The organism is Bacteroides sp. AF39-16AC, from assembly GCF_003602735.1.
In the GTDB taxonomy this organism is placed as follows: domain Bacteria; phylum Bacteroidota; class Bacteroidia; order Bacteroidales; family Bacteroidaceae; genus Bacteroides; species Bacteroides uniformis.
Map to the genome: position 1 here is coordinate 174,109 of NZ_QTLN01000003.1, position 14,550 is coordinate 188,658.

Genomic DNA, 14,550 nt, shown 5'->3' on the forward strand with positions numbered 1-14,550 from the left:
TTCGGACGGAGGGCTTCCTGTTCTTTCCTTATGCTTGCTATATCTTGTGCCTTATTCGTACAGCGATTTGGCTATACCCATTTCCAGTCCACGAAGCTCTGCCAGTCCGCGCAGACGGCCGATACAGGAATAGCCGGGATTGGTTTTCTTCTTCAAGTCGTCTACCATCTGGTGTCCGTGGTCGGGTCGCATCGGGATAGAGACACCACGGCGTTGTTGCAGTTCAAGGAAGGCTTTCATCACGTGATACATGTCCACGTCTCCTTCCAGGTGGTTGGCTTCGTAGAAATTGCCTTCGGCGTCGCGTTGTGTACTGCGCAGGTGGACGAAGTTGATGCGGTCGGCAAACTGCTGCATGATGGCTGCACAGTCGTTGGCACTGCTTACACCGAGTGAGCCGGTGCAGAGGCAAAGGCCATTGCTCTTGTTGGGGACAGCGTCAATCAGTGTCTGAAAGTCGGCAGCGCAACTCATGATACGTGGCAGGCCAAGGATGGAGCAAGGTGGGTCGTCCGGATGGATGACAAGCATAACACCTGCTTCGTCAGCTACCGGAGCGATTTCTTGTAGGAAATAAATCAGGTTGGCACGCAGGCGTTCCGGAGTGATGCCTTTGTAGCGGTCCAGTTCCTGCTGGAACTGTTCCAGGGTGAAGCTTTCTTCTGAACCGGGAAGTCCGGCAATCATGTTGCGTACAAGCAGTTGTTTGTCTGCCTCTGTCATCTGTTCGAAGCGGGCACGGGCTTTGGCCTTTTCTTCATCGGTGTATTCGCCTTCTGCACCGGGACGACGTAGCAGGAAGAGGTCGAAGGCGATGAAGGCGGCACGTTCAAAGCGGAGGGCACGACTGCCGTCGGGTAGTTCGTAGGCGAGGTCGGTACGTGTCCAGTCCAGTACGGGCATAAAGTTGTAGGTGACAATGTGAATGCCGCATTTGCCCAGGTTACGCAAGCTCTCTTTATAGTTGTCGATATACTTCTGGAAGTCTCCGGTTTGGGTCTTGATATGTTCGTGTACGGGTACACTTTCTACTACAGACCAGCGCAGACCGACGGCTTCAATCATTTCTTTCCGTTTCTTGATTTCCTCTACTGTCCATATTTCCCCGTTTGGAATATGATGCAAGGCGTTTACAATGCCGGTAGCCCCGGCTTGTTTGATGTCCCAAAGGCTTACCGGGTCGTTGGGACCGTACCAGCGCCAGGTTTGTTCACAAAGAATCATGTTATTTATTGTTTGATGATTTGCAATTTACTATTTACATGGCGAATGCGTTGAACCCTCCGTCCACTACAGCCACCGTACCGGTGACAAAGCTGGAAGCATCGCTGATGAGGTATTGGATGGTTCCGCAAAGCTCTTCTGCACGGCCCATACGTCCGAAGGGAGTTTGGCGAATCACATCTTGCCCACGTTCCGTGTAGCTTCCATCCGGGTTCGTCAGCAGGGCACGGTTCTGCTCTGTGAGGAAAAATCCGGGTGCGATGGCATTTACACGAATACCTTCACCAAACTTCTTGGCAAGTTCCGTAGCCATGAAGGCTGTGAAATTGGAGATACCGGCTTTTGCGGCAGCATATCCGGCTACACGCGTCATGGGGCGGAAAGCAGCCATGCTGGAGAAGTTGACAATAGCGCCTGTCTTCTGTTCCACCATCGGTTTGAGGAAGACTTGTGTAGGCAGTACGGTACCCGTCAGGTTTAATTCAAGCACCCGTTGGAACTCTTCTATCTTCAAATCGAAGAAAGTGCCCGTGGGCGCGATGGTGGCACCCGGCATATTTCCGCCGGCTGCATTCAGCAGGGCATCTATGCGGCCATAGGCTTTCAGTATATCTGCCAGGTTCTGTTCCAGTATCTCCCGGTTCATCACGTCTGTAGTAAGGAACAAGGCCTCTCCGCCATTTGTCTTTATTTCGTTGACGATGGCGTTTCCTACCTCTGCTTTGCGACCTAAGATTACTACTTTCGCTCCTTCTTCCGCCAGATGAAGAGCGATAGCCTTTCCTAATACTCCTGTTCCGCCGGTTATTACTACTACTTTGTCTTTGATGTTGAATAAGTTCTTCATAATGTTATGTATTAGTTTATAAAATGAATCTTTTTCGCAAAGTTAGGGATTAAATCATTTTCAGTGCTTAAATAGAGTGCTAAAATACTTATCTTACTGGCCGGAAACGGAAATTAGTGCGGTTTTTAAGATTCGTTTGCTATCAGATGCACTCACCACGACGGGTGCGTGCTGCTTGTTTACGCGGATACTTGCCCGCCCGTTAGCAGCTTGTATGCGGAGTGAGCCTTGCGCGGTGCCTTGGTTGCGGAGCAACGCTTCACTGTCCGTGCAGCCGAATTCTATGAACTGGCAGGCATCCAGGCAGCGTATGCCGTTTTCGTCTATCAGTTCAGCCTGCACAAGTATGGTTTCCGCATCCTGGGCGGTCTGCGTCAGAAGTATTCTTGACGGTTTGCCCCAGGTTCGGGTTTGATACTCCTGCTGAATTTCATCGTCGAGGCGCAGCTTGCCGTCATAGCCCGTGGCGGTAATCTTGTTGTTTCCTTCTCGTAATGGCACATTCCAGCGCAGCCCTGCTGCCGGAAAGTCCTGGCTGTTGCGCTTCTTCCGTCCTTGCGACACACCGTTGACAAACAGCTCCACTTCGGGGCAGTTGGAATAGACCAGAATTTCCTTGGGCTCGCCCGGCTTACCCCAGCGCACCGGCCAGGAGTGTCCATAGATGTGCAGCATCGGTTTGCTGCTCCAATAGGATTGAAAGACGTAATAGCTCTCTTTCGGGGTGCCGTCGCGTTGCACCACCCCCTTCTGATTGACGTAAGGGATGGGATTGTCCGGGCGCAGCGGAGTGGAAAAGTCCTTGAAAGTCCAGAAGAGGCTTCCCGTAAGCCGGGGCATGGTCTCTTGTTCTTTCAGGTGCCAGTCGAAGAGGCGGATGATATAACTTTCGCTCCAGTCGCCGTTGCGGTCTGCGGCTTCGATGTCGAAGTTATCTATTCCTTTTCCGCCCGTCTCCTTGTTCACTTCCATATGGCGCCCGGCATGGCTGTCGCCTCCCCATTCGGCATGGAGGAAACGGGTGGTGGCGTTTATTCCGGCCGTCTCCATCTCGCGGTAGTTGCGGAAGCGGCGGCCATACCAGCCCGCCCAGATGGTGGGGGAGTAAACGTCCACAATGTCTTTGCAGAACTCGCAGCGGCGAATGGCTGTGGAGCGCGTCGGGTCGAGGCGATGGGCAAGGTCGTGCAGCTCGCCCATAAAGGCGCGTATGCTGTCTTTTTCGAACGTTTGGAAATCGCCCGGCCAGTCGTTCTCATTGCCCAGCCCCCACAGGATGACGGAAGGATGGTTGCGATGTTGCTCAATCATATTGGTGAGCATCCGGCGCGCCTGGTTCTTGTAGCTCTCTCCGCCCAGACCGCCGCGGCACCAGGGTATTTCTTCCCAGACGAGAAGTCCCAGCTCGTCGCAGAGCCGCAGAATGATGCCGGACTGCTGATAGTGCCCCAGGCGGATAAAGTTGGCACCCATCTCTTTTATTTGTTGCATTTCGGTGCGCATCATCTCTTCGGTCAAGGCAGCGCCTACTCCGGCATGGTCTTCATGGCGGTGGGTGCCGCGCAGCAGCAGCCGTTCGCCGTTCAGGTAGAAAGGCCCTTTCTCTTCGAAGCGGAAATGGCGGAAGCCGAAGTGCTGGGTGGTGCGCAGGGTATCTCCGTTGTCGATAAGTTCTGCCACGCAGGTGTAGAGAGCGGGAGAGTGGGGGCTCCACAGCTGCGGGCGTTTCAGGGAGATCTGGTACGAGGATATTTCCGTAAGCTCGGATGATATGGAATTAACCTCCTTGCCTTCGGGTGAGAAGACGCGGAGAGAGAACTCTTTTGCCTTCTTCTCCTTGCCGGATAGTCCGCCGAAAGCAATGTCTATCGAGATACTGCCTTGCTTCCCTTTCTCATCGGTTGTTGCTTCTATCCGTATCTGCTCAAAATGGACGGCAGGCGTATAGACGAGGTTGACATATCGGTAGAGTCCGCCGTAGAGGTTGAAGTCGGACATATCGGAAGGAATAAGCTCCGTGTCGCGGCTGTTGTCGCAGCGAATGGCAATAGGAATCTTTCCGCCGAAACGCTCCCGGCAGAGCGGCGTGCGACGGAATGCTTCCACGGCTTCGGTGATGTCTGCCTTCCACTCGTCGTAACCACCCACGTGCGAAGCGATTCGGGTGGTATAGACATATACCTCTGTCTTCTGTCCCGCGCCTTCAAACTCCAGGCAGGTACGTCCGTTGGTATAGGGATTCTCTATGTTGAGCATGGTGCGATACCAGCCGGGGCCTTGATAATAGTTCACATCAGGGTCAACGGCGTCTTCCGCATTGAAGCAGTGGGGCAGGGTGACTTTCTGCCAGAGGGGAACGGTTTCGGGCTTTCCTGCTCCGGTGATAGGGCGCATCACTTCCCAAATGCTTCCCATATCCTGGCGGATAAACTCCCAATGCTCCGTAAGACGTTGCTTGCGGTCGGTAGGAATCAGTGCGTGTGCCTGCAACAACAGGCTGCTGAACAATAGACTAAGTAGGATTCGGGGTGCTTTCATGGTATGTTATAAAAATGATACATATATACGTCCTGCGGGGTATATATATAAAAGTTGTTAGGTATTAAGGACAAAGTTCTGAGGTATAGGGAGAAAAGTTCTTTTCTCTTAAGACAATTCTCTGTTCGCAGCTTGCGGATAAACATTCGCAGTGCGCGGATAAGCGTTCGCAAGCCCCGGATACATATCCGCAGCTTGCGAATAAACTTTATTTCATGTCCAGCACCTCTTTCCTTGCCAACGCTTCCAGATAGAAGTAATCGGCATAGTTCAGCGGCACATCTATTTCGCTTCCTCCCGGATGATGTCCCGTGGAATGCAGCAGCAGGAAGCCGTAGTGAGTGCCCGGTTCTGCCCGGTAATGCTTGTTGAGGCTATCGACAATCTTGTCGGCAACGGCGCGATACTGTTTACCCTTCTCCGGAGCTACGTAGGTGCAGAGTTCATATAAACCCGAAGCGATGAGTGCGGCGGCAGAAGCATCGCGTGGTACGTCGGGGTTGATGTTATCGGGGGTGCAGTCCTTAATGACATCCATCTTCATATCCCAGTAGGGCACGCCGTCTGCCGGCATGTTGGGCAGGTTGAGGAAGAAGTCGGCAATGCCTTCCGATTGTTTCAGATAGGCGGGGTCTTTGGTGAAGCGGTAACACATGGCAAAGCCGTACATCCCCCAGGCTTGTCCGCGGCTCCAGAAGGAGTCGTCCGAGTTTCCCTGGTGTGTACACTTCAGGCGGACTTCACCTGTTTCCGGATGGTAGTCCACTACGTGATAAGAGGAGTAGTCCGGACGGAAATGATTCTTCAGTGTAGTGTTGGCATGGTTCACGGCGACATTCCAGTAAATGGAATCGCCCGTCAACTGCGTGGCGCGGAACAGCATTTCTAGGTTCATCATATTGTCGATGATGACCGGATATTTCCATCGGTCGCGATTGTGGTCCCATGAGCGGATGCTTTTCACCTTCGGGCTGTAGCGGGTAATCAAAGTCTTGGCACTTTGCAGCACCACATCCTTGTAAGAGCGTTCACCCGTCAGTTCATACGCCTTTCCAAAGCTGTCGTACATCATAAAGCCGAGGTCGTGCGTGCCCTTGTGCCACTTGGCTTCTTCAATAGGCCAGGTCCACGAGATGGCAGCCCGGCGCCAGTAATCATCATGCGTATAGGCATATACCTGCCACAACGAGCCGGGGAAGAAACCCGAGCACCAATCGTGGGGATGTATCATAGCCAGCGAACCGTCTTTATGGATGCTGCGCGGCATGACGCGACGCCGGGCAGCATTCTTCTCCTCTTTCTTTGCTTTGTCGGCGCACTGCATGGCAAATTCCAGTTGTTTGCAGGCAAAGGCATAGGCGTTATCCACTTCGGAGGGTTGCACATAGAGCAAGTTGAAGCGGTCTTTCCACTGAATGACTCTGTGGGCTTTGGATAGTCTCAGATAGTCTTTGCGTGCAGGGTTGAGCAAGCCGGCACGGTATAGGTCTTTACAGAATTCCTGTTGTTTGTAGTCCCATTCGCTAATCTGTTGGTAAGGCCATTCCTCTGTACCCTTTCCTGCATATTGCGCCAGGAAATCCATTGCCCGGTAGAAGTTGCGTCCGTCGGGAGAGGTGGCGTTATCAATCCTGATTCCTATTTTCTCTGCCATGCAGAAGATGTCGAGTAGATGGGTCAGATTGTATTGGGAATAACCGAAGGCAAGCGTGCGGCGCAATTCATGCGGCTGCCGTCCGTCCGGTTCTATCTGGGTGAAGATGCGCTTGGCAGGAACGGCGTTGATAACTTCCCGGGCTACTTTAAGGTTGCCGGTGTAGAGGGCAATGGCTATCACCTGCGCATCGTAGGCCGTACTGTGGTTGTTGGCCTGGCGGGATTCTTCTTGTCCCTGCGGGCTGGTCAATATCCAGTTCAGCAACTTGCCGAACCATGCTTGCAGCTGCTTGGAATCTTTGGCCGTAAAAGACTTCGATTGCTCCAACAACTTCACGGCATCCAGCATCTCTACAAAGGAGTAACTATCCAGCACGCCGTAGCAACGGCCTTTGCCGCCGTTGTGTCCGGGTATCATCTGCGCATACTCCAGGTTGGGATTCATGCGTGTATCCTTGTCGAAGAACCATACGCGGATAAGCTCCGTTGCCTTTTGGGCATACTTCTCTTCTCCGCTGAAGTACCAGGCCAATGCCAGCGTGGTGACGCGGCTGGCGGTTGCTCCCAGGCGGTTGCGGTCGAGCTTGTTCAATTCGGGGTTCGATTCGCCGTCGCGGCTCACGTAAGGCAGTCCGTCGGGCTTTGTGGGGTCCGGCCAATAATAGCGGGCCTGGCTCATGTAGTCGTGCTTGTTGCCACTGGCAGGCACCTTCTCTTTCATCATCACGGAAAGAGGCTGTACATCCAATAGTTTATCGGCCTCCGCTTGCAATGCTTGGTAGGCGGTTGCGTAGAAAGGTTCATGGATGGACTGTTTTACGTTGGCAAGGTGCGTGGCATCCCAGATGGATTGTGCTTGTGTGCAAGGCGCCAGAAGCAATAAAGCAAGCACCCATTGTACTACTTTTAGTTTCATGGTTTTCTATTTTATTGATTAATAAATGTTTCTGAGTTTAATACCGTTCAGGAAGCAAGTACCGCTTGTTGAATGGAAGCGTATATCGATGTATTCTTTGTCATTCGTAATGTAGTACTTCTTTCGCAAAGCACGGAAGTACCCGCTTTCTTTGCAGGGAGAGAGGCTCTCTTCCACCACTTCCCCGTTTATGGAAATGCCGAATGTGTTTTCCCGGTTCTCTTGTTGCCCGTTCCGGTCCAGTTGGTAGGCAATGCCCGCATTCCGGCGGAAGATATCGGTAAAGAGAAGCTCTATTTCATATACACCTTGGGGAGCATCGAAGCGATAACCTTCTATCTCATTCCGGAGGGTTTGGAACAAGGGGTCGTCTGCCGTGTTTTGGATTTCGGTTTGTGCAGTTCCCTCCTTACCGCCGATGTATCCCCAACTGCCTGCGGCATAAGGCTGGTCGGGTAGCCAGGTCAGTTGGCTTTCGTCCGAGGTGAAGAAGCATTGGCTTCCTACATTAACGGCCAGTTCCAACCCTTTCAGGTTGTTTGCATCCAGGCATGCCGGTATGGGAGTGAAGTTTATTCTCAGCCCGTCTTGCACTGTCTTTCCTTGATAGTTTCCTTGTGCGAATAGGAAAGGATTTCTGTTAGAAAATGGAACTTCGAAGGTGCCCGTGTAGTTCTCTGTTTTCTGCTTTCCCAATGAAATACCGTCGATAAACAGCTCTACTTCAGAAAGGTTGGTGTATATCTTGACCGGCAGATATACGGGAGCATTGCCTTGCTGCACGCCGGCACGGTCTGTCCAGTCGCGGCTGGCAATATGCAGCACCGGAATGTCCTTGCGCCAAGCTGCCTGATAGTAGTGATATACATCTTTCGGGGTACGGTCGGCATAAACCAACCCTTTATTGTTGATGCGTGGCATGGATTCGTCTCGCAGGGCAGAAGAGAAGTCGATAAAGTTCCAGTGCGTGCCGCCGCAGATATAAGGTGTATCTTCCAATACCGGCAAATAGTGTTCGAGGTACTTCTGCTGGTATTCGATGCTGAAGTCAAAAGCACGCGGATGCAGCGAATGTAATCGCTTGTCCGAACCTGCACCATATTCGCTTACAATCATCGGGTGAGTGGGATGGTTTTGGTGTTGTTGTGCCAGGAACTTCTCAAAGCCCGTGAGGTCACCCCCATACCATCCCTGGTATAAGTTCCAGCCTACAATATCGGTGATTTTGCTTAATCCGGTTTCGTTGTAGCTGTTGCTGCCGTGGAATGCCATGGTGCTTATGCGGGTGCTATCTTCTTCTTTCAGTACCCGTTCCAGCCTGTTGGCCAGTGCCAGTGTGCGTTCCAGTACCGGCTTCAGTTCCGCTTCGGTTTTGTACTTCCGTTGGGTTACGAGCAATATTTCGTTCATATATCCCCAGGTGATGATAGAAGGGTGGTTGTAGTGCTGGCGAATCATTTCCCGCAAGTTTCGTTCGCAGTTATCTCCATAACCCGGCGTATCGGGCACAATGTCTATAATGGGAATCTCTTCCCATGCCAGCATACCCAGCTTGTCGCACATCTCCAGCAGGGCATCGTCTTGCGGATAGTGGGAGATACGGATAAAATTGGCCCCCATCTCTTTCATCAGCAGGAAGTCTCTCCGGTGCATCTCGTCTGTCAGCGCGGGACCTATGGGTTTCTGGTCTTGATGGCGACAGATGCCGCGCAGTTTATAGGGCTTTCCGTTGAGGAAGAAACCCTCATCTCCGTCGAACCGGAACCAGCGGAAAGCGGTGTAATGATTGCTTTGGTCCAGCAAGGTTTTGGTCTTACGGTTGCGCAGGGTTGTTTCTACGCGGTAGAGGCGGGGCGTTTCAGGAGTCCACAATTCAGGTTTCAACACCGGGGTTGTCTCGTTGCTGAAAGCGTAGGTTTCTCCGGCTTTTAGCTGTATATTCTTCTTGAGTGTTTGTAGCAGGGTACCATCCGGGCGGTAGATGGTGTGCGTCAGTTCCAACGTCGCTTTTTCCGGTGCATCGTTCTTTACTTCACCGCGTATGGAGAGGGTTGCCTGCTCCTCGGAAACCTGCGGGGTGCTGATGAACAGACCGTCCGAGCCGTGGTTCGTTAGGTTGAAGTGCTGGTTGGGAACCGCCGTAAGCCAAACATCCCGGTAGATGCCGCCAAAGAAAGTGAAGTCTCCGGAGATGGGAGCAATATCCTGGCGGGCATTATCCACGCATACGGCCAGCGTGTTGGGTGTGTCGAAAGAGAGGAACGGCGTGATGTTGAATGAACAGGCGGTATATCCTCCGGCATGCTCACCTACGTTTTTGCCATTGATATAGATAGTGGCTGATTTGCCGGCAGCATCCAGTCTCAGGATAATCTGTTTCTCCTTCCAGCCCTGCGGCAAGGTCAGTTGCCGGCGATACCAGCCCGTGCCGCGGTAGTAATCCTTTTCGGTATAAGCATCGGTATTCCAGGTATGGGGCAGATGGATGGATGTCCATTTGCTGTCGTCAAAGGCACTGTCGGCTGCTGCGGTGCATTCTCCTTTGAGGAACTTCCAGCTGTCGTTGATGGTTTGGGTTTGGCGTTGGGCGTGGACAGGGGGCAGGACAAATAAGGATATAATAACGGCAGCCATCCAATGGCAGGCCTTTTGCGGGAGTGTATTTTTCTCTCTTTCCATGGTGATATGTTATAAATGATATTACTGCCAAAACTACTAAAAAAGAGACGGATGTAAAAAAAACAAGTAGTTATCCGCCTCTTTAACTTAAACCTGAATCGCAACCTTAGTTACAAACTTAAAAATCTAACCTATGAAAATATCACTTTGTCATGATTTATAATCCTAATCTCTTATTATGATAATCCTATTGTTAAAGCTCTATTTGATAGAGCGAAGAAAGAGCTGTGATATAGAGCTTGTTTCCTGATATCAGTAGAGACGTGGGACGTTCCGGCACCTCTAACGTACCTATGGATTCACCTGACGGGGAGAATATGGAAATGTCTCCGTTGGCTACATATACGTTGCCTTTAGAGTCCGTAACTACGCTCCGGTCGCCTCCGTCGGCAAATATGCGACAGTTTTGCAAGAAGCCTTGGGCATCTACATCCGCATGGATTACGCGTTGGTGATATTCATCCAATGTATAGACTGTTTTGCCCGGTACTGCCTTAACCAGAGATGAACAACGGAATAAATCTTCGTAATTCGGAATGATGGTTACACCGTCGGGAGCAACAAAACATTGTTCCGGCTTTCTTCCGTTGTAATACTCGCTTTGAGTGATGGTTCTATTACCCGGATAATAAATTTGTTGCGGTGCAGCAAATTGCTTCATATCCACTAACGGTAAAACTTGGAAACTTTCATCCGGATTATCGGGACGTATTGCGTAAAGCTTAGGAACATAATTGAAGCCCCACAGCCCTCCCGAACCTTTCCAGCCGAATAGAGGACGGTTGCCGTTACGGGTATCGTCATTATTATAGCCGGGTTGGGAGATGTATTTGGTAACGACAATCAAGTTGTCTTGTGTATCGCATGCCAGTGCTACTGCGTTCCAGGGGAAATCGGCAATAGAAGTTACCTGCCCGCTTCGGGCATCCAATTTATAGATGCGGCGCATGCGATGCTCGCAGAAATATATATTTCCCCGGCTGTCTTGTGCCAGTCCGTCAATGAACTCAAATCCGGTGACTACAAGTTCGGCTTTTCCTTTTTCCTGGCTCAATGGGTATTTACGGCTTTCCTTGCCGGTCAATGAAAGGCGTGCCAGTTCCCAACGGCGTGCTTCCCGGTGGGTATTGACATCGTAAAGGCTCGCATTGGAAGTGAACTTTACGCGGGCATGTGCATAGTTGTGAACATTCAGAAACTCAATATCCTTGCAATTCCAGGTGCGTATAGCCGACGGATAGGATTTCAACATGCGCGATACGCGATAGGAATAGAAATTGGCAAAAGTCAGGTTCTTGCAGTCTATCAGGTCCAAAGGTTGCGTATCGATGCCTTCTGCTTCCACTTCAAACTGGAAGTCGTAGATTTTCCAGTTGGCAACATTGCGGAAGATGGCTTCATTGCGTAAATGATGCTCTAAAGACATTCCGTAAATACGTCCCGGGGTATCTGTATGACTGATGTACAGTCCTGCCGAACTATATTCGTTGGCTGTCCATATATCCCGGAATGAGCCTCCTCCTCCGTTTGTAATCCATAGGCTCCAATGCTGGTTGTCCCAAGCACGGGTAATGAGGTCGTGAGTTTCCGGAGTGATGGACATAGGTTTCTCCAAAGGGTTGGCAGCACTTTGTCCGTTGTGGAAGAAACGGGCTTTATCGTGCCCGCTGAATTTGACATCATACATATAAGAGCCTTCGCCTGCCATCCATTTGCAATTGACAGCCCGGTAATTGTAGGCATCGGCATTCAGGAAGATACCGCATACGATGTTCTTTCCACCTTGGGGAGTAGTCAACTGTGCTTGCGGGGCACCGAAGCCGCTGAATGCGGGATTGCCGCCCAAGCTTAATAGGATAGTAGTGCCGGGGTGCAGGCCTATCAGATTCGTGTTTTGTTTCAGAGTCAACGGCTCTTTTACAACGTACCATCCTTGGGGAATATAGATATTGGCATACTTTTGTACTGCTTCCTGGAAAATGTGTGTATCATCACTGAAACCGTCTCCTTTGGCACCCAAGTTGCGGATGTTTATCCATTGTTCCGTAGCAGGAAGCATCGGGGTGTCACCGGTATCCAAAGGAGTAATGCTCTTAATAGGTTCTGTTTCTGTCCGGCGCACTATTTGAGGAGTGTCTTCCAGACTGTCGGCATTAAAACCGAAAGTGAAACGGGTTACCCGGTATGTTTTTTCTTTACCGGGTATTTGTTGGTTTGTAAAGCGCTCCAACGCAAACATAGGAACGTTTTTACATTGAATATTTCTAAGGTTGATTTGTGTTGCTGCATTTCCTGCATCTGTCAGAATAACCCCGGTGCGGTGTACATTCTCGAAAATGCAATCTTCCATAAATAGCCTGTCGGGAGCATTCTCTTTAATCTCTACGGCTACGGGTACATTCTTTGCCCGCATACGAACGATGGTCAATCCTCCTTCATTAGTAAGGATGGCACTCTTACGTTGTCCTTCAAAATAGGAGTTAAGTAGCATAATAGGCCATCCGGGAGCTGACTTGTCTGTGTCAATTCCATACTCTCCTCCGTAAATGGCTATATTCTCCAAATGGTTTCCGGCATCGACAATACCCGCACGGCCTTTTCCCACATGAATGGTTACATTGGAAATAGAGCAGTGCTGTGCAAAATGTGCGCGAATGGCAGAGGCATTGGGATTTCCGCCTTCAATGCGAATATCTACGTTCATCATTGAACTATAAAAAGTCCCTGCATTGGCATCGCCTATACGGCCTCCCGGGCGGTAGCCGCCGCCGATAAACCAAAAAAGGTATTTCCCTTTTGCTGTTTCCCGGGTAACTTCCTGAAAACCGGGTGCTTGCTTGGCAAGGACAAAAACCGGGCGTTTGCCACCATAACCAATGATACGAACACCTGAGGGGATGTAAATCGTCTTGCTGAGTTTATACACTCCTTCGGGGATAAAGAGGATACCGCAACCATTTTCTTTCTGTTTGGTTCGGTTCAATGCTTCTTGCAAGGCTTCGGAAACATCCATACGCCCGTCAGTCTTCACTTTAAAATTCTCGGGAGTGAAATATATAGCTGCCTCATCCACCGGTCGGTCGGTAAAGGCCGACCGGGGATTTTGAGCAGATATTCCTACTGAGAGGATAATCATGAGAAGAAGAGTCAATGTTTTTATTCGGTTCATGTTGTGTAAGGGGTTAGATTACAAAGGATAACGTTTGATACTTACTGTCATCTTACCGCTACCGTCAACGCTGTTCACGTAGATGTATGCAGCCCATTTACCGTCGGCAGTCTTCATAAATGCACTATCGTCCTTTTTCAGGTTCAGTACATAGTTCATGGCTCCGCCTAAATCCAGCGTCTCGAAGTCTATATCGTCCACGTAAACAGCCGGATTGCTTCCTTTCAACTGGGCATCATGCACATTGGCACGTTGTTCCATGGGGGTGCTGTTGGTGGCACCCGAGGGGACAATACCACTGATGGCGATGAATTTCGGGTCCGTTGCAGGAGATACGAAAGAGTGTGCATAGTCAAAATCATTCAGTTTGGCCTGGTAGTTATAGATGAAATCAATCTTGCCGGACAAGTTCAGAGCGTTTACTTCCTCTTTGGTATAAGCCTTCATGTCTTCGATAGAGAAGTAGCAGGCACCTTCGTTCTCCAATTCGATAAGACGTTTCATGTCCATCTTGGAGATTTTGTAATTAGGGGTTTTGTAAGACACTCGGTCGCCTGTACTGGAAACGGCAGTAAAGGTAATGCTGAATGTTTTGCCTTTTGCATCTTCGGGCACTACGAAGTTATAGCGTAGTGTGGCGGCAATGAGGTCTGTCTGGGTGGTTCCAATGGCAATGGTCGGGTTGATGTAATGCGCATCGACTTTCTCCATCAGGTTGGCTGTAGAAATGCTACCGTCGGTAGATGCGTCTTTAACGGTTTGGATAGGCACATCTTCACCGGCACCATAATGTACACCGTTAACATCCATTCCGGTCTGTGCTGTGAACCAGGAGTGCAGCTCAAATCCCGTACCGGTTGCTCCGGTAATGGAGGCAACTGCTTCAGCCTTATTTATTCTTCCATTAGTGGTTCCCATGGCATAGGCAAACTCTATTTTTTCTCCGGCTATGGCAGGAGAAACCGTCTTCTTTATCATGTCATTTTTAATGGCAGATTCATCGTCATCGCTACATGCGAAGCAAGAGAGAGCGATGAAGGGCAGCATTGCATATTTCAATAGTTTCATAACAATATTCTGTTTCTTAGAAGTTTATACTGATTGATTATTCTCCTTGCAAAGTGATAGTGACCGTATAGGTCTTTTTCACTTGACGATTACCGGAAATTACAGTGTACTGGCGGGGTTGGCTGAAATCAGTCCACACTCCCATAGTCGGAGTTACGATACAATCTTTGGCAGTACCACATTCTGGCTTCAGTTTCTTGATGTTGGTACCAAATTTAGCTATCCCCGTAATGGTGTTGTTTTCGTCATCGATGGTAACACCGCTTATCAATACGTCCCTATCATCCGGTCCTCTCAATATGAGGGAAGAGATGTAACATTCTTCACTGTCAGTAACCAGCAAACCATTATCATCTACCGGATAATCATTGCATGATTGGGACAAAAGACATACTATGACAAGAGTCAATATTTTATATAGGTTTTTCATACGATTCTTTTTGTATTTAATGA

The 14,550-nt window shown here is 50.1% G+C and carries 8 protein-coding genes; all 8 read right to left on the bottom strand.

The genetic code is table 11. From position 1 onward, the window contains the following. Positions 1 to 51: 51 nt before the first annotated feature. A complete protein-coding gene (gene uxuA, locus DW039_RS04575; RefSeq protein ID WP_120381741.1) occupies positions 52 to 1,224 on the bottom strand; it encodes a mannonate dehydratase in 1,173 nt (390 codons plus the stop codon). Between the two features lie 34 nt (positions 1,225 to 1,258). Further along, positions 1,259 to 2,071, bottom strand: a complete 813-nt coding sequence (locus DW039_RS04580) for an SDR family oxidoreductase (protein ID WP_120381742.1) — start codon at positions 2,069 to 2,071, stop codon at positions 1,259 to 1,261. A 93-nt stretch (positions 2,072 to 2,164) separates the two neighbouring features. Beyond that, positions 2,165 to 4,609 (bottom strand): glycoside hydrolase family 2 protein, encoded by a 2,445-nt coding sequence (locus DW039_RS04585; protein WP_016272117.1) that lies wholly within the window; start codon positions 4,607 to 4,609, stop codon positions 2,165 to 2,167. Between the two features lie 208 nt (positions 4,610 to 4,817). Beyond that, positions 4,818 to 7,181 carry an alginate lyase family protein gene (locus DW039_RS04590; RefSeq protein WP_120381743.1) on the bottom strand — a complete coding sequence of 788 codons (2,364 nt, stop codon included), beginning with the start codon at positions 7,179 to 7,181 and terminating at the stop codon, positions 4,818 to 4,820. An 18-nt stretch (positions 7,182 to 7,199) separates the two neighbouring features. Continuing rightward, a complete protein-coding gene (locus DW039_RS04595) occupies positions 7,200 to 9,860 on the bottom strand; it encodes a glycoside hydrolase family 2 TIM barrel-domain containing protein (protein ID WP_016272116.1) in 2,661 nt (886 codons plus the stop codon). 193 nt (positions 9,861 to 10,053) lie between these two features. After that, positions 10,054 to 13,029: a glycosyl hydrolase family 28-related protein gene (locus DW039_RS04600; RefSeq protein WP_120381744.1), complete on the bottom strand. Its 2,976-nt coding sequence runs from the start codon at positions 13,027 to 13,029 to the stop codon at positions 10,054 to 10,056. An 18-nt stretch (positions 13,030 to 13,047) separates the two neighbouring features. Then, entirely contained in the window at positions 13,048 to 14,097 is a 1,050-nt protein-coding gene (locus tag DW039_RS04605; RefSeq protein WP_009037427.1) for a DUF4466 family protein, read from the bottom strand. 37 nt (positions 14,098 to 14,134) lie between these two features. Next, positions 14,135 to 14,527 (bottom strand): hypothetical protein, encoded by a 393-nt coding sequence (locus DW039_RS04610; RefSeq protein ID WP_005833867.1) that lies wholly within the window; start codon positions 14,525 to 14,527, stop codon positions 14,135 to 14,137. Between the last annotated feature and the right edge of the window lie 23 nt (positions 14,528 to 14,550).